Origin of the sequence: Haloterrigena alkaliphila (assembly GCF_017352155.2) — an archaeon.
In the GTDB taxonomy this organism is placed as follows: Archaea; Halobacteriota; Halobacteria; order Halobacteriales; family Natrialbaceae; genus Haloterrigena; species Haloterrigena alkaliphila.
Window position 1 is genome coordinate 69,397 of the sequence record NZ_CP084319.1, and the last position, 19,314, is coordinate 88,710.

Below are 19,314 nucleotides of genomic sequence, written 5' to 3' on the forward strand. Positions count from 1 at the left end.
AAATGGATGGCTGTGGGATAGAACGTATGAAGAACGAATTAACTGAGAAGAATCAAGAGCTCCCAGAAAGGGCAACACTTTCCGTCGACAACATTGGGGGAATTAACGAGACAGAGGTGACGTTTCAGGAGGGAGTAACGGTTCTCGCCGGACGGAACGCGACGAACCGAACATCGCTCCTCCAAGGACTCATGGCGGCACTCGGAAGCGATCGCGTCAGCCTAAAGGCCGACGCAGATAAGGGGCACGCGTCGCTTGAGTTCGGCGACGAGACCTATCACCGAACTCTCGAGCGACGAAACGGAACAATCGTCACCGACGGTGATCCGTACCTCGAAAATCACAAACTCGCGGACCTATTCGCCTTCTTACCCGAGACTAACGAGGCACGACAGGCTGTCGCTCGTGACGATGACCTTCAGGAACTGATCATGCGGCCGGTCGACACCGAGGAGATTCAGGCCGAAATCCAACGCCTCGAGCAGCGCAAACAGGAAATCGACGAACAACTCGAGGAATTGGACGAACTCGAGACGCAACTTCCCGATCTGGAGGCGAAACGAAAGCGCGTTACCGACGAGATTGAATCGCTAGAGGAGGAACTTGAGACCGCGCGCGACGAGCTCGAGGAGACGAACGTCGATGTCGAAGAGCACCGCGAGGAGCAGTCCGAACTCGAGGAGCGACTCGTAGAACTTCGCAGAATGCGCTCGGAACTCGAACGCGTCCGCGATCGTATCGAGACCGAACGCGAGAGCATTGACGCCCTCAAGGACGAACGGGAAGAGGTCCAAGAGCAACTCGAGGAACTTTCGACAGGCAAGGACGAAGACATCGGGCGCATCGAGTCAGAAATCGAGACGCTACAGGATGAGAAAGCCGAACTCTCCGGCGAGATCTCCCAACTCCAGAGTACCATACAGTTCAACAGACAACTCCTCGAGGAAGGGGAGTCAATTCTGCCGGAGAACGAACAGAGCGGAACCGGGAGCGACGGATCCATCACGGATCGGCTGGCCGTGGACGAAGAGACGGTCACCTGTTGGACCTGTGGCTCGTCGGTCGTGCGCGAGGAGATCGAAACGACAGTCGAGCAGTTGCAGGATGTGCACCAGGAGCGACTCGAGAAACGCTCGGAGATCAGTTCCGAACTCGAGGAGCGTCGCGAAACGCTCTCGGAGATCAACGAGAACCGAACCGAATACCGGCAGACACAGCAGCGTCTCGATTCGATCGACGACGAGATCGACCGTCGTCGCAATCGGATCGAGGATCTGACGGCCGATCGCGAGGACCTCACCGGCGAGATCGACGACCTTGAGGCAGAGATCGATGACCTCGAGACGGCCGACCAGAATGATGTACTCGACCAACACAAGGAAGTCAACCGGCTGGAATTCGAACTCGAGCGAAAGGAGCGCGAGCGCGACGAGATCGAAGACGAGATCGCGTCGATCGAACAGCGACTCGACGAGCGAGGAGGGCTCGAAAGCCGCCGTGAGAAGATCACTGACGAACTGACTGACCTCCGGACGCGGATTGACCAAATAGAGGCGACCGCCGTTGAGAGCTTCAACGAGCACATGGAAAACCTTCTCGAAATCCTCGGGTACGACAACCTCGACCGGATCTGGATCGACCGCACCACCCGGGAAGTCCGCGAGGGACGCCGGAAGGTTACGAAGTCGTCGTTCGACCTTAAGATCGTCTGGAGTACTGATTCCGGCGTAGCCTACGAAGACACGATCACCCACCTAAGCGAAAGCGAACGCGAGGTAACCGGGCTCGTGTTCGCGCTGGCCGGCTATCTCGTCCATGACGTCTACGAAACGGTCTCCTTCATGCTGTTGGATTCACTTGAGGCGATCGACTCAGAGCGGATCGTGAATTTACTCGATTACTTCGAGACCCACGTGCCATACCTCGTCGTTGCGCTACTGGAAGAGGATGCGCAGGCGGTTGAGACAGAGCACGCCCGAATCACGGAGATATAGGCGCCATCTGCGGTAGCGGTGCTAACTCGACCCCTTTTAGATATTCGGAACAACCTGTCGACGAATCGCTGACGGCAGAGTCTCCCTCCTCAAATCCAAGCACGGAATCGACCTAGGAACCTATAGTCGATCAGAATTCTCCTGACGAACTCGGTGTTGAGTTGTCGTCATCTTCCGGTGCTGAGTCGCCATCGCCTGGAGAAAAGGGACCAGCATCCGAGTACAGTGAAGTCAAACAGAAACCGTTCTATGCTCGGACCGAGACAGTACGGGCATTCGAGAACCAGATTCGGACGACGATCGGTCCGAAACTCGCCGAGGCGTCGGTCATCGACGAGGAGACCCGTGAAATTCACGATGCTGTCCTTCGTCTCACTACCGAACAACTGGAACGAATTACCAAACTTGTACTCGAGGAACGACGCCAGTCTGGAAACGAGTGAGTCCATTGCGGCCGAAACTCAGCGTTTTCACCCACGATTTGATCACAACTCATAAATTGGAACTTAGAAGGACGACATAGGTGTTTTTACACCTCTCTGAGCTATGGGTTTAGAAACAGATATCGCAGTATCAACGTCAGAAACCGTATTATGATATACCCAACAGTACCCATTCAATGGCGCTGTTTCGTTAAGCGTGAAAAGTGAGGCGGTGTGATTTTTGGTGCTCTATGCTAAAAACCCACCGCTTCAGTCGGTGTATCGACTCGATCGATTTGAGTTTTGTGGAGCGAGAGCGGACACTGCGTCAGCTAATGGAGCCCGGTATTCGACTCTATCTTGCTGATCTCTCACTTTCGGACACTGTTCGAGAGTTAGAGAAGTTTGTTGTCGAACGCAGTTGCAAGGCAGTCCATGATTGGATCCACAAGTGGAATCTACGGCCGGCAGATGGCAAGAAGCCGAATCACGTCGCGCCTGGAACAGTGATTCAACTCGACCAACATCGGTATTGACTGTACACTGCGGTCGATCTAGAAACGAATATAATCTTCCACATAAGGCTATTTTTGACGATTACAACCACGTTGACAACGGTTTCTAGAGGAATTCACTGAGAAGCATGACCTCGACGATGCCGTCTTTCTCGTCGATGGCACAAAATATCTCCAGATGACACTCCGTCGACCTGGACTACGGTTTCGATACGAGAACATGGGAATTAGAACGCTGGTGAACGTATCTTTTACGAGATAAAACGACATACCTCTTCGCTCTCAAACTGTTTTAGCCACGCAGATCCGTCAACAGGTGAATCGTGACTCCAAGCCTTCGGCGTCTAGCACAATGCTACAAAATAAACACTACTCTCATCGAAGAATCCGGAGAGACCGGAGAATTCACAGAATCCACAGCGCTCATCCCAATTATTTTGGAACTACCATAATCACGATCCCGACGAGAATCACCCCTATCTGAGCGAGATTGCCGACTACTGGCGTTGCTTTTGATGACAACCGAGAGCTGAATCCCTTCGAGTTGAGACCAATAGAGAGTATAGCCGTACCGATGACCACTGCTACCGCCGTTACGATGGTGTTCAGTGTGACATTTGGTGAAACCAGTTGAGGGTTATAAATGAATGCGAAGGGAAGGATAAATACAGGAATTGCTATTTTCATCGCTTCGGCACAACTTTTCCAAAAGTCAGCATCAGCAATTCCACTGGCAATAACAATTCCTGGGGCAATTGGTGGAGTGATGGCAGCCAAAATCGCAAAGTAGAGCACGAAGAAGTGTGCTGGTAGTTCTGGGATACCGAACTCAATCAGGTTAGGCGCGATGAGTAGTGCAACGACGAGATATGATGCACTTGTTGGCATACCCATCCCAAGGATGATACAGAGGACCATCGTCATGACTAGCAAAATAGGTAATACACCGCCAGATATGTCAATGAGAGCAAACGCAAGAGTAGCAGGCAATCCGGTGGTGAACAACGTATCGACCATCAGTCCAATCGCCGCAACGACGACTGTAAGTGGGGCGAGCGACTCCATGCCATCTCGGATCCCGGTTCCGAACTGTGAAAGTGCTGATTGCGGAACTGCATTGAGTTCCGTTGTCGGGTCAAGGAGATTGCTTACAATCAGGAATACAAACCCAGTGAGAACCATTGTACCTGCAGCGAACATCCCTGCACGCATCACAGTCGTTCGAGCGACGCCTAATTGATAGAAGAGAACCCCAATTGGGATGAGGAATTGTAGAACCTCAAGAAGGCGATAACCAAATGCGTCCTGGCGGGGATGCTCTGTCTCCAGCCAATCCCGCATCTCGGGAATCTCTTCAATAACGCGGGATCGCGAGAGTAACTGGGTGTCTGTTTCTTGTTTGTTGATCTGGTAGACAGATATGGAGATTGTGAGGTAGAAGATCAATGCTGGGACAGCAGCGGCCACAAAAATATCCAGAAGGGGCCGGGCGAGGATGTCAGCCATAAGGAAGGCAGCGACACCCATCACTGGAGGCATAATCTGTCCACCCGAGGATGCGACAGCTTCTATTGCAGCAGCCTGTTCTTTCTTGATGCCCGTACTCTTCAGAACCGGGATCGTGAAGGATCCGGTGATTGTTGTGTTCGCCAAGGCGCTGCCATTGATCGATCCAATTAACAGACTGCTGACGACGGCCATCTGGCCGACGCCGGTTTTCACCCGACTTGAAAGCCAGAATGCGCCGCGGACAATCAGCCCGAAACCGCCGAAACTACGGAGTAAGCCGGCTAGTAAAAGGAATGGTGCAACCATCGTTCCCATGATTTGAGTGAGGGACCCATAGATTCCTTGAAAGTCCAGCATTCCCACCTGAAGGCCACGTTCGATGCTTAGGCCACCGTGGTAGAGCCAAGATGGGAAGAGATACCCAAACTGACTGTAGAGAATGACTGCAATAATCATTCCTACAAACGCTGTACCGTATGCGTCGTAGGTTAGGTAGAGAATGGTAGCGATAAACACAGCTGCAATGACATAATCGACCTGAGTACCGTATCCTACACGGACTGTCTGGAGCTCTTGGAAATTCGTAATCACATACACAGTGGTAATTATATTAGCTACTAGTGAGATAACCAGAGCTACAGTCCGACCAGTCTGTTCTTTCTGTCTAGCTTCGTGGGTATTTTCGATAGTATAAGCCGTAATTGCGCCCCCAAGCACGATAACACCGAATAGGGGCCTTGCAAGTCCCTGTTCAATTGTTTGCCAAGATACGAATGCCCAGAAGGCAATGGCAATTATATACTGAATTGCAGCAATCCGAGGTATCGATTGCAGGGATGCAAATTTTGCTGACTGTTTTGAGGAACTCATTATGTTATTACGGTTTAACCTCAGGCGGTATCATCTTATTTACTAATTTGGGATGTATACGATATGTAATTGAACAGTCACTGGGATCCAATTGACCATTCGTCAAGAGAAATACCTCGGCTTTCGAGGTATGCCGCTGCACCAGGATGGATAGTAAAGTTGGGGAGGAAACCACTTACGAGGGCTTCGTCGGTTGCATCTAGAACACCACTGTAAGTTTCTTTGACTTGATCCCAGTTCTCAATCCAAGTCTCCGTCACATGTTCGACAAGATCCTCGGAAAGGTGGTTGCCATAAATAATATTTGCAGTGTCGGTCCAAGCAGTAACTTCGTCTACATTTCCGAACGGTTCTGGTTGAATTGTTTCGATCGGTGGAGACGTGAGGCCAGAGACCTGTTCCCGTTGTTCGTCAGTCATCTTGACAGCTTTCAGGTCAACTCGATTCATCAGTTCTTGCATACCACCGGATGCGGAAGTACCGCGGAGTGTGGTATAACCACCACAGGCCTCAATACGGCCGTTTTCCAGCGCGGATCCAAATTCATTTAGTGGAATCTCACGATGCTCGTAGTCGCCTTGAATACCGAGCTCTTCGAACACGGTCATCGTCAATTGATAGAGCGCGGAACCAGTTCCGAAGGTTGTGATTGTTCGGCCCGTGAGGTCATCGTACGTTTCGATGTCACTGTCAGCAGTGGTCAGCATGAAACACTCTGCACCAGTAACGGAGAAACCGGTCCAAAGTGGATTACTTGGGGGTTGTTCCGCAAAGGGGCCCGTCTCCTGGAGGGCATCATAATGAAGGTTATTCGAAATAATGGCCAGATCGTATTCATTCCCAAGCGATCGGGCATTGGCTACCTGTCCGCCCGAGGATTGGGCGGAGAGATTGACTTGGTCGCTGTGCTCTCGAATAACGCTCTGGAGGGCCTGCCCTATCGAGAACGTTGAAGAACCCTGTTCACTTGTCCCCATCACCCAGTTCTCGGATCCCCCGCCGCCAGAACTGCAACCAGCGATGGAAGCGATACCAGCTGCACCTACTGTTCGAAGAGCGTTACGACGACTCACTAGTGAATAGTTATCGCGGTTCATTGTATGCTCTACTGCTACTGTGATGATGTACCACAATAAATATTGTGATCGGTTGAACATGGTGTCTAATGACGGTATTCAGCCAGACATTTGCTGTTACATAGGTAACAACGATAGCGTTCTGAACGAGATCTCCGATAGCCTCAGTATCAAACCTGGCCCTCTAGAGGTTTCCTCGCAGCGTTCGCTGATTCCTAGTGACTATCGATTGATTTCAGGTTTAGAAACTGACACCATTAGGTAGAAGATGGTCGCGATGAACGCGGCTCGAAGACATGATCGGTCGTCTTGATAGATCTAACGCGCACTTTTTGGAGTTTTTGGAAGCTGGAGACTACTTACACGGTCGTTCCGACACCGTAGACCAGCGTGACAGTGAACGCTGCTGCCCGATACGGCTGGTCAGCCTCGAGATTCTTACCGGTGACCTCGAACGAGACGTCACAACTGGACAGCAGACTGCCCAACAGAGTCTGCGCGATGCTCTCGGTCAAATGTAGCAAGCGGTGATCCCCTGATACGCACGCAAACGCGCGCGTACAAAATCAGTGCGCGGGTACCGTGAGGTGGAACTTCAACATCTTCTTCATTCACCATTTCCCTGCAGTTCGTAGGCCCGCACTTCATACATTTCCATAGTGACAGTCGTCCTTGACTGCTCACCAACCATCTAGCCGTTTGCCAGCGTCCAGTACTTACAGAAAATCCACAACCCCGGAGATGCACAGGGATCTCGATGAGGAACTGGCTCGTGAGGTTATCCTCTTCGTTGTCGAGTAATACCTGTCACGTATGGGTTTTCTAGTGGTGAATCCCCGAGGGGTACTTGACTCCCGTAACTCGAGGACCCCCTCGTCAGACCAGTAGGCCGGTGAATCTCCACGATTTGGATTCGAACGTTCAAATCGGCACAAAGCTTGATGCTCAAGACAGTGATCCTCTTTCCAAGAAATGTAACGGAGTCCAACATATCCTAGTCGATTTTTACGAGGGGTAAATCAATACGATGGTACGTTACTGAGTCCCAATTGGGTGAATTCCGACACCTTAACATCGTTATCATACAGCAATGCAAACTCTATACCAGATGAAGCGTAACTGTATTACAGATGTATGTGTGTAAATGACTTCGAATCCGCTCGCTAGCTCTCCATGAGCGTTTTACCCATGGTGAATACTATTCAGGGATATCTGGTCGATGGGATTACCAGACTCTATTGAGAGCCGATGCGGATGTCGAGTCGGTACCGAGAAAGTCACCGGTCTCCTCAGCTTCTGGCCCCTCTCCGCACAGCGTGGTGACAGTGAGGGTACGAGCGATGGTAAATGCCCCAAACGACGTACCGAAAGTCGGCGACAACAGTGATACCAAAACCAAAATAATCAACTGGACTCCTCGTGAGCACACTGTAGTGACGGAAAGAGAGACTTGGCTTCGAATGCTCGGACAGCAGTGGCGACGCGTCTTCGCTCTTGCATCTCCGGTGATGGCCGAGCAGGTTCTCAGGACGTTGATGCGGACGACAGATATCGTCATCGCCGGATTCTTTTCTCCCGCAGCCATCTCCGCGGTCGGTCTTGCCGACCTATACGCGCGGATTTCGCTTCAGATCGGACTCGGAATCGGCGATAGTGCAATCGTCCTCTCGAGTCAGGACACAGGCAGCGACGCGACGACCAACCGTGACGAAGCGATCACCCAGGCGCTGCTCCTCGGCACCGTCTTCGGGCTGCCGCTCTCATTATTCGGCCTCGCGTTCAGCGCAGAGGCAATCGCTGTGATGGGTTCCGAGGCTGACGTGGTCCGGATTGGCGCGGCGTACCTCACGATTATCATGGCCGCTGCACCCGCGTCGATCGTGACGCTGATCGGTGCGCGCGCGATACAAGGAACGGGGGATACGTATACGGCAATGCTCGTCAACGCGTTCGCGAACGTCCTCAACATCATCGGATCGATGACACTGGCGTTCGGCGTCGGCCCAGCACCCGAATTGTCGATCGTCGGCGTCGCCGTCGCAAGCGCGGTGTCCGATATCGTCGCCGCGACGCTCTTTCTCGGCATCATCTATCGCCCGCAGAGTCCGTTCACGTTTGTGGCACCCACCCAGATGGTCTTGACAAAACAACTCCTTGTGCTCGCCTGCCCGCGTATCGCGGAGGGTTGTTCGGAGATTGCCGCCCAGTTCCCGTTCAATGCGATCCTACTCGTCTTCGGTACAGAGGTGAACGCGGCCTACCACATAGGCCAACGACTGTACCAGCAGGTTGCTGCCCCACTGTCACGGGGGTACAGCGTCGCTGCGAACGTTCTCGTCGGCCAGGCTCTCGGCCGTGACGACCCCGTCCAAGCTTATGCCGATGGTCTGACGACGACGCTTTTGGCCGTCGGAACTATTGGCCTCGTCGGAATCGGACTCTACTTCGGTGCCGAGGGGTTCGTGGGGGTGTTCTCGACCGACACCGGCACGTTCGACTACGCCGTCCAGTTTACTCGAATATACGCCATCACGGCCTTCCTCATCGCGGCCGCGGTCGTCATGGCCGGGTCGCTGCGAGGCGGCAGCGATACCGTGACGCCGTTTCTCTCACGGCTGACCGGGACCAGCGTCTTTTTACTCGGCATCTCATACATTGGCGGCATCAGACTCGGATACGGTGTCACCGCTGTTTACGCGGCAATCGTGGCGGATTACATCTGTCGGACGTGTCTCGTCGGCATCGTGTTCTACCGGCGACAGTGGGTTGGCCGCGCGCGATCGTTCATGGTCGAACGCGGCAGCATCTCGGGTGAGACGGTGTGCGAGGAGGAGTAACTGGGATCGATCTTACTCTCCCTGTACAATTCCGTCGTCGAGCAAGCGGTCGATCTCCTCGTCGTTGTACGCGAACTCCGCCAACACCTCGCGGGTGTGTTCGCCTAGGTCTGGCGAGACCGACATCACCTCTCCCGGCGTCTCCGAGAGCTTGACGGGCGTTGTCGCGGCGATCACTTCGTCGCCGTCGCCGTCCTCGATCAGACGAAGGGTGCCTCGCTCGTGGAGGTGCTCGTCCATTGCGGCCTGGGCCACCGTCTGGAGCTCTGCGGCCGGCACACCCGCCTCAAGTAACTGCTCCAGCAGCGTCGCGCGGTCTTGGGAGGCGAACTCTTCCTCGATCGCTTCGAAGAGGACCTCGCGATTCTCGAGTCGCTTCTCGTTTGTCTCAAATCGCGAGTCGTCGATCCAGTCGGGTCGGTCGATGGCGTTCGCGAACCGCTCCCACAGCGGCTGAGCCGGCGTGGCCAAGTAGATCGGGTCGGTGGCTGTCTCGAACACGCCTGAGGGCGCGTACTGCTCCCAAGAGTGACCACGCCGACTTGGGACGTCACCGTGCATGCTGTACTGGGTGTACCAGTCGCTCATGTACGTAGCTGCGGTGTCGAAGAGGGTCGCTTCGACTTTCTGGCCCTGACCGGTCTGGTTCGCGTGCCACAGCGCCATGACGATGGCAAAGGCGGCGTAGGTACCGGTCCCGGAATCAATCGTCGGGGGGCCGATACGTGAGGGCTTCCGGTCGGGTTCCCCTGTCGTCCACATCATCCCCGAGGCAGCTTGCGCCAGTGGATCGATTCCTGGTCGGTCGCGGTAGGGGCCCTCCTCTCCGTAGCCGGTGACCGAACAGTAGACTAGTTGAGGGTTGATCTCAGCGAGAGTCTCGTAGTCGGCACCGAGGTCAGCCATCTTCCCTGGCCGGTTATTGTGGATGAGGACGTCAGCATCCTCGACGAGGCGGTGGAGGACCTCAGTCCCCTCCTCGCTCTTGAGATCTAACACGATCGAGCGCTTGTTTCGACTGACGTTCGGAAATGCCGCGCCGCCAGAGAGTTTCCGTTCGGTCGCACCGCCCGGCGGTTCTACGGAGACAACATCGGCGCCAAAATCGGCGAGCAGTGTCGCTGCCATCGGGCCGGCGATCCCCTGCGAGAGGTCAAGTACAGTCGTCGCTGTCAGTGGTGTCTGACCCATACCGTCGCTTTCATCCTAGCTGTCAAAATTGTTTGGGTGTGTTCCGTCAGTGATTTAATTTCTCGCGAGCCGTCAGCTATCCCTACTCGCCCCCGCGTTTCCCATCACGGATGACCTCCTGCTCGAGGAGCGTGTCGATTGTCTCGTCGTCAAAGCCGTACTCGAGCAGAATGTCTGCCGAATCCTCGCCGAGTGCTGGCGGGCCCCGCTCGATGGTACCCGGCGTCTCCGAGAGGACGACGGGCGTAGCGGTGGCGGTCACCTCCTCCCCGTCGACGTCCTCGATTTGCGTGAGCGTCCCACGTTGCTGTAGGTGTTCGTCTCTGGCGGCTTCGGCCACTGTCTGGAGTTCTGCTGCCGGCACCCCCTCCTCGAGAAGCGTGTCGATTAGTTCGTCGCGAGTGTAGTCGTGAAACTCCGACTCGAGTGCAGCGATTAGTTCGCTTCGGTTTTTTAACCGATCTTCGGTCGTCTCGAATCGTGGATCGTCGATCCAGTCTGGGCGGTCAACGGCGTGACAAACGCGCTCCCAGAGGTGTTGGAAAGGCGTTGATAGGTAGATCGGGTCGGTTCCAGTCTCGAAGATGCCAGAAGGGGCGTATAATTCCCAAGAGTGCCCCTGACGCTGGGGTTGCTCGCCGGTTTTGTCGTACTGGGTGTACCAGTGACCCATGAATACGGCCGCAGTATCGAACAGCGAGGCTTCGATTTTCTGGCCTTCTCCAGTCTGACGCACATGTCGGAGTGCGGGCCAGATAGCGAAGGCAGCATAAATTCCGGTTCCGATGTCGATCGTCGACGCACCGATACGCGAAGGCTTCCGATCGGGTTCGCCAGTCACCCACATTAGTCCGGACATTGCCTGTGCGAGCGGATCGAACCCCGGTCGGTTGCGGTAGGGGCCCTCCTCGCCGTAGCCAGTGATCGAACAGTAGACTAGTTGGGGGTTGATCTCAGCGAGAGTCTCGTAGTCGGCACCGAGGTCAGCCATCTTCCCCGGCCGGTTGTTATGGACGAGAACGTCGGCATCCTCGACGAGGCGGTGGAGGACATCGGTTCCCTCGGCAGTCTTGAGGTCCAACACGAGAGACCGTTTGTTCCGGCCGAAGTTCGGCATCGTTGACCCGCCGCCGTATTCCCGTTCAGAACCGCCGCCCGGTGGTTCGATCGAAACAACGTCCGCGCCGAAATCTGCCAGCAAACTTGTTGCACACGGGCCCGCAACGGCCTGTGTCAGATCGATAACTGTAATGTCCCCTAAAGGGTTCTCGGACATGGCACGATATAGCTGATAGATCAACAAAACAGTTTGGATCAGTTGACCACATCGGGTGGCAGTAGATCATCACGATCGTGAGCAGCTCTCGACGCCGTGAAACGCGTCTATAAGCATGATACTGCTAACGGCTTGGTATTCTACTCTCAGGAGCGGGTTCAATCAGGGTAGTCATCTCGGTTGTGTACTGAGCACCGGGGCAATCAGACGCCGATACGTTAGGTCCGGATGAGACAACGAAGGACCGCCTATCGAAACTCAAGCGTCGGAAATATATGAGAATCAATCGTCGTGCCGACCCCACCATTGGGAGAGCGCGATCAGTTCCAGCCCATATGAGTATCCAACCTAACAATCGGCTAACCCACAAAAGATCACAATCTGATAGTCCCCACAACAATTAATAGACAGAGCATTCTCGAGTGTGATATGGGTGGACAAAACCCACATGCGGTTAGTAGAGACTATCGTATCGATCGACGACGGTTCATGGCAACTGCGAGTACCGTTGCAGGACTCGGCCTCGTGGGGTCCGTGTCCGCACGCAGCGGACCTCCCTCGGCCGGCGCCAAGGACGGAAATGACGACCCGGAGGCCCAATCGCTAGATGTAGTCGACGAAGAGTGGCTCAGTGACCGGCTCGTGGAATACACGTTCGATAACCCATTAGTTGACCCTCCACTCGACCAGACGAACACGAGAGTCTTCGTACCCTCCGGATACCACGAGTCAGAAGAAACGTATCCGACGTTGTACCTGTTCCACGGGGGACCGGGATCAGCTGCTGATTGGACAACAGATGACAGCGGCCCTGGACCGCTGCAAAATTACTTCGACGCCGATATCGTGGTCGTAATGCCGGATGGGACGGATGGCTGGCACTCCGACTGGTACAACGACGGAGCGTTTGGACCGCCGAAGTGGGAGACGTACCACGTCGAGCAACTCATCCCCTTCATCGAGAACGAGTTCAGGGTACGATCAACCCGGCAAGGCCGGATCGCGGCTGGGTTCTCGATGGGCGGGGTGGGTTCGTTGACGTTGGGGGCTCGCCACCCGGATCTGTACGCCGGCGTGTACGCCCTCTCTGGGACACCTTATCTCTTAGACTACGCGAAAGAGGTAGTCGAATCAGGCGATTGGGGGCCAGGAATGGAAGGGAGACTCGGAGCCTGGGGAGATCCACGCGAACAAGAGACGCGTTGGAAGGGCCACAACGCGCAGTACATTACGGAAAACCTCCAAAATACCCGAGTCCATATCGCCGTTGGCAACGACGGGCCCATCGAACCGCGGGCGTATGAATTCGGCGTCGAACTCGTGGAACGGCTAGACGCTGCGAACGTCGAGCACGACTTCTACGTTAACCACGACCGTGGTCACAGCTACGAATGGACACACCAGGATATCAAACGCTTACAGGACGACTTCCTGGATGTATTCCAGCGCGACCCCGTCGATCCGTCGGGCTTCAACTACCGATCCATCGAGCCATGCTTCGACGTGTGGGATTGGCAGGTCAATCGTCCAGCACTCACTCGAGAGACTGCCGAGTTTCTCGACCTTGAGAACGTGACTGCCGACAGGTTTACCGTCACTGGGAGAGGCAAGATTGAATTCGTTACACCAGGGTTCTACGAGCCCCAGGGCCGTTTTGCTATCACTGCCGACGGGAAGACATCGAGTGTTAATCCAGGTGTCGTTACGGCCGATGATGAGGGCCGATTGTCGTTCACCGTGAAAGCGGGCCCACCGGGCAGACCGAATGGCGGCGTACCCGAAGAAAGTGCCGTTGGCGACCGAAAGAAGGTTGAGATTTCCATTATGCGTCGTTAGCTAATCACACAGAGAACGAGAGTCGGTCGCAAAGTCACTGCAGCTCTCGAGGGGGCCCATGTGAAACCCCTCTCGTCGAGCTCTACTTCTGGATATCGTTCAGAGTGGCCTGTTTGCGGGGCAGAATTCCATTATCCGAACGATATTCGATTCTCTCTTCTGACGTATGGTTTTTACCACACGAAAATATATGGTCGATGCGGCCTATTACTCTTCCAATGACCAGCACTCCCCCAAAAACGATCAAAGCCGTCGAACACACCTGTACGATCCTCAATGAACTCCGGGGGTCTGGTGGTCTGACGGTCACAGAACTATCTGACCGCGTCGGGCTTACTCCCGGCGGTGTGCACAATCATCTGACAACTCTGAAACAGCAGAATATGGTTCAACAAGACGGGACAACCTACCGACTCGGTCCTGACTTTCTGCTATACGGCGCACATATCCGCAACAACAGCGGTCTGATACAGGCCGGGAAAGGAGTTGCCGATAAACTCGCCCACGAAACCGGTGAAATTGCTAGCCTACACCTCGAACACGACCGGAAACTGTTCGTCATTCACGAGCGATTCGGTGATAACGCGATCGGTCGATCATACCACATCGAGAAGCGGGCAGAGGCGACGAAGTATCTCCACTGCACCGCCAGCGGAAAAGCGATCCTCGCTCACTTGCCCGAGGAACACCTCGAGACGATCCTCGAGGAGCAGGACCTCGTCGAGTTTACGTCGAACACGATCACGGATCCGGACGAGTTACGGAGCGAGCTGGAAGTCGTCCGAGAGCAGGGCTTCGCGTTGAGCCGAGAAGAAGAGATGAACGGAGTCCGCACTATCGGTGCGCCCGTTCTGGGTGCCGATGACGGTGTCGTGGGGGCGATCAGTCTCGTTGGGCCAACGAGCCGACTCAAGGGCGACACGTTCGAGCAAGAGTATCCGGAACGAATGGTAGAGGCTGCAAACATGATCGAAATCAATCTTCAGACTGGTGATGCGGAATTGTGAACCGCAAACCACCGCTATCGGCTAGTCCCGTTTCCAGCAAGCACCACGATACCGTATATGGATTCCAGTGAATTAATTCATTACCATTACCTCAATGGGCATGGCAACTTGAGACAATCTCCGGCCATCTCGTCGTTTAGAGCAAGTATCATTCTGTCAGCAGGTCTTGCTGAAAAGGTTTGCTGAACACGACTGCTTCGATACTATCTGAAACGGTGGTTCGTTTCGACTTGCTGAGAGTACTGACCGATCAGTGACACGAGGAAGGAAATTTGCCAAATAGCGAAACGGTAAACGCGGAATAAGCCTGCTGGAGAAATGCTCATCCAGCCGTCGTTCTCTGGAGTACGAACCTACTCATCACCATAACCGTGGCCGGTTATAATCGAAGAGTCTCGGGTCAATTCTCACTCTCCGGATTTTCTTCTCGATCTCCCGCATTCGGTCTCAGTCATCGGACTCGAGCAACCGGTCGATTTCCTCCTCGGAAAGCCCGTGCTCCGAGAGCACCTCATGGGTGTGTTCGCCGACCTGGGGCGGCCCATGCTCGACTTCGACCGGAGTCTTGCTATACCGCACTGGACTGATTGTGGCGATCACCTCCTTGCCGTCGACATCCTCGATCCGCTTGAGCGTTCCGCGCTCGTGAAGATGTTCGTCATGGGTGGCCTCGGCTACCGTCTTGAGTTCCGATGCGGGGACGTCCGCCGCCAGCAGTCGCTCCAGCAGTTCTTCGCGGTCGTACTCGACGAATGCCGACTCGAGTTCCTCGGTGAGAACGTCGCGGTGCTCAAGGCGCTTCTCATTCGAGGCAAATCGAGGATCTTCGAGCAAGTCTGGTCGGTCGATCGCCTCGGGAACCCGCTCCCAGAGGAACTGGAACGGCGTGGCGAGGTAGATTGGCCCTGTTGCGGTCTCAAAGATGCCGGCAGGGGCGTAGGTGTCCCACGAATCGCCCTGGCGGTGTGGTTGCTCGCCCGTCTTATCGTAGAGCGTGTACCAGTGGCCCATGAAGCCCGCGGCGGTGTCGAACAACGAGGTCTCGACTTTTTGCCCTTGGCCGGTTCGTCGTGCGTGGCGGATGGCCGTGAGCATCGCGAACGCCGCGTAGATACCGGTCGCGTAGTCGGCGACGGAGACGCTAATCCGGGATGGGGTCCGGTCAGGCTCACCGGTCGACCACATCATACCAGAGATCGCCTGGGCGAGCGGATCCACCGCAGGTCGGTCGCTGTAGAGCCCAGCCTCGCCGTAGCCGGTAACTGAGCAGTAGACCAGCTGGGGGTTGATATCGGCGAGCGTACCGTAGTCACAGCCCAGTTCAGCGTTCTTCTCTGGACGGTTGTTGTGGATGAATGCATCGGCGTCTTCAACAAGGTCGTGGAGGGCTGCGACCCCTTCAGGTGTCTTCAGGTCGAGGACCACCGATCGCTTGTTTCGGGCGACGTTCGGCATTGGGATTCCACCGCGATAGTGTCGTGCGGTCTTTCCGCCTGGCGGTTCTACAGCGATGACGTCTGCACCGAGATCTGCAAAGATGACACCAGCTGTCGGACCAGCGACTCCCTGTGAGGCATCTACGAGCGTAATATCTGCTAACGGTCGAGCGTCCATACACAACTCGAACCCGTCCCATGTAGTTATCGTTTCTGGTCACGAGGCCCAATATTCGATTGATTGGACCGGGTGACGTTCGATTCATAGCTGACTCTCCTCACCGTCGTACGCTCGTTTCACTCCGATCCCGAACGCCAACTTTCACCAGAGAAAAATATCTATTGGTTACTCCCGCTGGAGGCAATGCAGTGATTAGATCGCCGAAAGCAGTTGTTGCACCGGTTTAGATGGGATATCTGTGTAGCCCGCGCGTCCTCATTGAGGAATCAATCGCTTCTAGTTCTGTATCACTGATTCCGAAACTCGCGGTATGGTTCCGGTGGAGATCCATTTCTGTACCGATTGTCTAGTGTAGCAACTCAGCGATGTTCATCAAGTGAATCCCCGTCCCATCAAGTGTGATGTGATACAGATCATCTTAACTGTCGCCTGTAGATCGGACTTATAAACCTAATCGTGGACATCTTTTCGGCTGGATCGAGCCTAACTTCTCTAACTATAGAACGAGATACGAAATCAAGGGGCAGAAAAATGGAGGCGAATACCGGGTTCCATCTGTTAAGACAGTATCTGAAATTGTGCCGTCTCACTTTTCACGCTTCAACGAAGCAGCGCTATTGCGTCGATCCAAACATCTTAGTAGATATCAGCTAATGATAGCACATGACTGTCGTATTATTACCGGTCGGCGAAGATGTGGATCGCGCCCGACAGGTCGCTGAGGCAGTATTGGATCTCCCTGGAGAGACCAGCGAACTCGAGGTAATCGTTCTGAACGTCTTCACCGAGTTCGATGTTGCCGACGAGGGAACGAAGGTTTCTTCGGACCAGTTCTACGACGAAACTGATTTCCCGGAGAGCATGGAGACGGTGATCTCACTCCTCAAAGAGGGCGGAGCAACAATTCGACCGAAACGAGCGCACGGAGAACCAGCCGAGGAGATCATCGCAGAGGCTAACTCCGTCAACGCCGATTATATTGCTATCAGTGGTCGAAAACGCAGCCCAACCGGAAAGGTACTCTTCGGTAGTGTCACGCAGTCCGTCCTGCTCAGTGCTGAAACGCCGGTAATCGTTACAATGGCTGAATGAGAAGGAAACGACACTGACAAATCACACTATAAACATTCTCTAGTGTCTTCAACTGGGTAGTTGAGCAAGCGTCGGTTGCATACAAAGCATAACACACACCGTCGATTGTGACTACGATGAGGTCTATAGCCAGTGATTCCAGTTTAAACTTCAGTGCTGATGCCGGGAGTATGATACGTGCGCTCATAGCGAGCAGTATCACCGTAGTGGCGAACTGACCACAGTACTTACTTTGGGGAGCAGGGCTATACAGGTTGAGTTGGCCGCGAGTATAACTATCACCGCTAATTACCGCAGACAACACGCATCCGTTATTGAAGAGGGAGTCCCCTATATCGTGCAGATAGTCGCTCAGCATGGGTAATAGCCGAATTCCGAGTGAAGCATTATCGAAAGTCGAAGGAACATTCGCCGAAAGGTTGAAACTGCAACAAGATCACCTACTTGAGAAGGCTCCGAGGCACTTCTGACTACGGATTTGTCCAAAACTCTCACATCACAGATCTGTTGAACCTACTGTAGGGTCTCCCTTCACCGGAATCAGAAGTTGAGGCTGGTGTTCTCAATGCATAGCTGGTAGCAATTCAATTCACTTCGATCGCTACTCCGTGATCAGTCCGACGACGTCATTGACAGTGAACAGGTGAAGATCGTCCCGTTCCGATTCGGCTTCCTTGACTGCGGACGAGAATCCAGACCGACTGAATAGCGCATACGTGTACTCTGGGTCACCACCGCTGTCTGGATGCCAGTCTACTTTCGGGGCTTCAGATTCGAGTTGACTGAGGACATCGTATCCAACCGCGTCCTGTCGGAACTTCACCTCACCGACGAGGAGTATCTCTCCATTCGTCGGAGCCACGATGTCGATCTCGCTTCCACTACCATCCCACCAGTTCCCAGGTTCCTCTACGAAGCGATACTCGTCGCCGAACGCGTACAGGACAGCATGCTGGCATAACTGCTCGAACGTCCCACTGACGAAGTCCGGCAGTTCTGGGTCGATGAGGTCGGTGTAAGCGTCCTCGCCATATACCTCGTACCGCGCTGTCCGCCCATAGACGAATCTGAACCAGAACCGGAACAATGGATCTGTGATCGAATACTGACCTTTCCGGCTCCGATCCGGATCGACGGTGACTGGGTAGTTTCGTTCGATAATGCGCAAGTCATTCAGTCGGTCGAGATAATAGCCGACACTACTATTACTGATTCCGGCACCCTGGGCGACTTCGTTCTTGACTCGGTTTCCTTCCGCAAGCGACTTCAATATCGCAAAATAACGGTCGACCTCGTCCAGTTCCCGGTGGAGCACGTTTTCGGGCTCCTCGTGGAGCCCTCCGTCACGCCGTAACAGCGTTCTCGTGACGTTCTTCTCGAGCGTCTCGTCGTCTTCGACGGCTCGCAAATACTCTGGCGTCCCGCCGAAGACACCGTAGGTCATCACCTGTTCAACGGGGGAATAGTCGGGGAAAAACGACATCGCCGCCCCGAAGCGGAGCGGGCCAACTTCAATCTCCCCGTTCGGGTTCTTGGCGACGCGACCGTACAACGGCGCTGTTCCTTCAAGGGCGTACTCGTGCATCATTCCGATAGCGGACCCGGTCAGCACGAAGGTCGTTGCAGTTTTCTCAGCGGTATGATCCCAGACGCGCTGCAAGATCGACGGGAGTGCGTCCGTTTGCTCGACGAGGTACGGGAACTCGTCGACGATGATGACTGCATCCTGCTCGGCAAGAAATTCGAAGAGGGGTTCCCACTCTTCACGGATCCGCGTGATCCCTGGATACACTTCGGCAGCGTCGTTGATGAACGAGGAAATCTGCTGGTCTGCAGTCCCTCTAGTCGCCTGGTAGTAGACGGCGTCGTTGCGATCTCGGATCGACTCGATCGCAAGCGTCGTTTTTCCCATCCGCCGTCGTCCCCAAACTACCGCCAGTGCTGCGGTATCGCTCTCGTAGAGTTTACCGAGGCGTTTCAGTTCCCGTTTCCGATTTACAAATCCAGTCATTGTGCCCGCTTCGAAGGGGACACGTAAAACTGTTCCTCTAAAGGGGTCTGAACTAACTTAG

General features: G+C 54.5%; 12 protein-coding genes and 1 pseudogene. 7 read left to right on the forward strand and 6 right to left on the reverse strand.

Features of this window, described 5'->3' with window-relative positions:
* Nucleotides 1–26: 26 nt before the first annotated feature.
* The 3 genes and pseudogenes from J0X25_RS37945 to J0X25_RS37955 all read left to right on the forward strand — a co-directional run bounded on the left by J0X25_RS37945 (nt 27) and on the right by J0X25_RS37955 (nt 3,258).
* Nucleotides 27–1,994 (forward strand): archaea-specific SMC-related protein, encoded by a 1,968-nt coding sequence (locus J0X25_RS37945; protein WP_226777231.1) that lies wholly within the window; start codon nt 27–29, stop codon nt 1,992–1,994.
* 161 nt (nt 1,995–2,155) lie between these two features.
* Entirely contained in the window at nt 2,156–2,437 is a 282-nt protein-coding gene (locus J0X25_RS40055) for a DUF7970 domain-containing protein (protein WP_486606268.1), read from the forward strand.
* A gap of 230 nt (nt 2,438–2,667) precedes the next feature.
* Nucleotides 2,668–3,258 (forward strand): annotated as a pseudogene (locus J0X25_RS37955) (transposase domain-containing protein).
* A gap of 105 nt (nt 3,259–3,363) precedes the next feature.
* Here the strand turns inward: J0X25_RS37955 and J0X25_RS37960 are convergent.
* Together J0X25_RS37960 and J0X25_RS37965 are read right to left on the reverse strand one after the other, a co-directional pair.
* Nucleotides 3,364–5,310 carry a TRAP transporter permease gene (locus J0X25_RS37960; protein WP_226777232.1) on the reverse strand — a complete coding sequence of 649 codons (1,947 nt, stop codon included), beginning with the start codon at nt 5,308–5,310 and terminating at the stop codon, nt 3,364–3,366.
* Nucleotides 5,311–5,387: 77 nt separating this feature from the next.
* A complete protein-coding gene (locus J0X25_RS37965; protein WP_226777234.1) occupies nt 5,388–6,467 on the reverse strand; it encodes a TAXI family TRAP transporter solute-binding subunit in 1,080 nt (359 codons plus the stop codon).
* Between the two features lie 1,352 nt (nt 6,468–7,819).
* Here J0X25_RS37965 and J0X25_RS37970 point away from each other — a divergent pair.
* On the forward strand, nt 7,820–9,223 hold the full coding sequence (locus J0X25_RS37970; RefSeq protein WP_425600939.1) for an MATE family efflux transporter: 1,404 nt from the start codon (nt 7,820–7,822) through the stop codon (nt 9,221–9,223).
* 12 nt (nt 9,224–9,235) lie between these two features.
* Here J0X25_RS37970 and J0X25_RS37975 read toward each other — a convergent pair whose 3' ends face one another.
* The gene (locus J0X25_RS37975) at nt 9,236–10,414 is read right to left on the reverse strand and encodes a CaiB/BaiF CoA transferase family protein (RefSeq protein WP_226777235.1); all 1,179 of its coding nucleotides are present in this window, start codon (nt 10,412–10,414) and stop codon (nt 9,236–9,238) included.
* A gap of 82 nt (nt 10,415–10,496) precedes the next feature.
* On the reverse strand, nt 10,497–11,690 hold the full coding sequence (locus J0X25_RS37980; protein WP_226777237.1) for a CaiB/BaiF CoA transferase family protein: 1,194 nt from the start codon (nt 11,688–11,690) through the stop codon (nt 10,497–10,499).
* Nucleotides 11,691–12,119: 429 nt separating this feature from the next.
* Between J0X25_RS37980 and J0X25_RS37985 the strand changes: the two genes are divergently transcribed.
* Both J0X25_RS37985 and J0X25_RS37990 read left to right on the forward strand, forming a co-directional pair.
* The gene (locus tag J0X25_RS37985) at nt 12,120–13,526 is read left to right on the forward strand and encodes an alpha/beta hydrolase (protein ID WP_226777239.1); all 1,407 of its coding nucleotides are present in this window, start codon (nt 12,120–12,122) and stop codon (nt 13,524–13,526) included.
* A gap of 218 nt (nt 13,527–13,744) precedes the next feature.
* Nucleotides 13,745–14,533, forward strand: coding sequence for an IclR family transcriptional regulator (locus J0X25_RS37990; protein ID WP_226777240.1), 789 nt, complete (start codon nt 13,745–13,747; stop codon nt 14,531–14,533).
* 447 nt (nt 14,534–14,980) lie between these two features.
* Here J0X25_RS37990 and J0X25_RS37995 read toward each other — a convergent pair whose 3' ends face one another.
* On the reverse strand, nt 14,981–16,147 hold the full coding sequence (locus tag J0X25_RS37995) for a CaiB/BaiF CoA transferase family protein (protein WP_226777241.1): 1,167 nt from the start codon (nt 16,145–16,147) through the stop codon (nt 14,981–14,983).
* Nucleotides 16,148–16,813: 666 nt separating this feature from the next.
* Between J0X25_RS37995 and J0X25_RS38000 the strand changes: the two genes are divergently transcribed.
* The gene (locus tag J0X25_RS38000; protein ID WP_226777242.1) at nt 16,814–17,242 is read left to right on the forward strand and encodes a universal stress protein; all 429 of its coding nucleotides are present in this window, start codon (nt 16,814–16,816) and stop codon (nt 17,240–17,242) included.
* A 601-nt stretch (nt 17,243–17,843) separates the two neighbouring features.
* Here J0X25_RS38000 and J0X25_RS38005 read toward each other — a convergent pair.
* Nucleotides 17,844–19,253 (reverse strand): ATP-binding protein, encoded by a 1,410-nt coding sequence (locus J0X25_RS38005; protein ID WP_226777243.1) that lies wholly within the window; start codon nt 19,251–19,253, stop codon nt 17,844–17,846.
* Between the last annotated feature and the right edge of the window lie 61 nt (nt 19,254–19,314).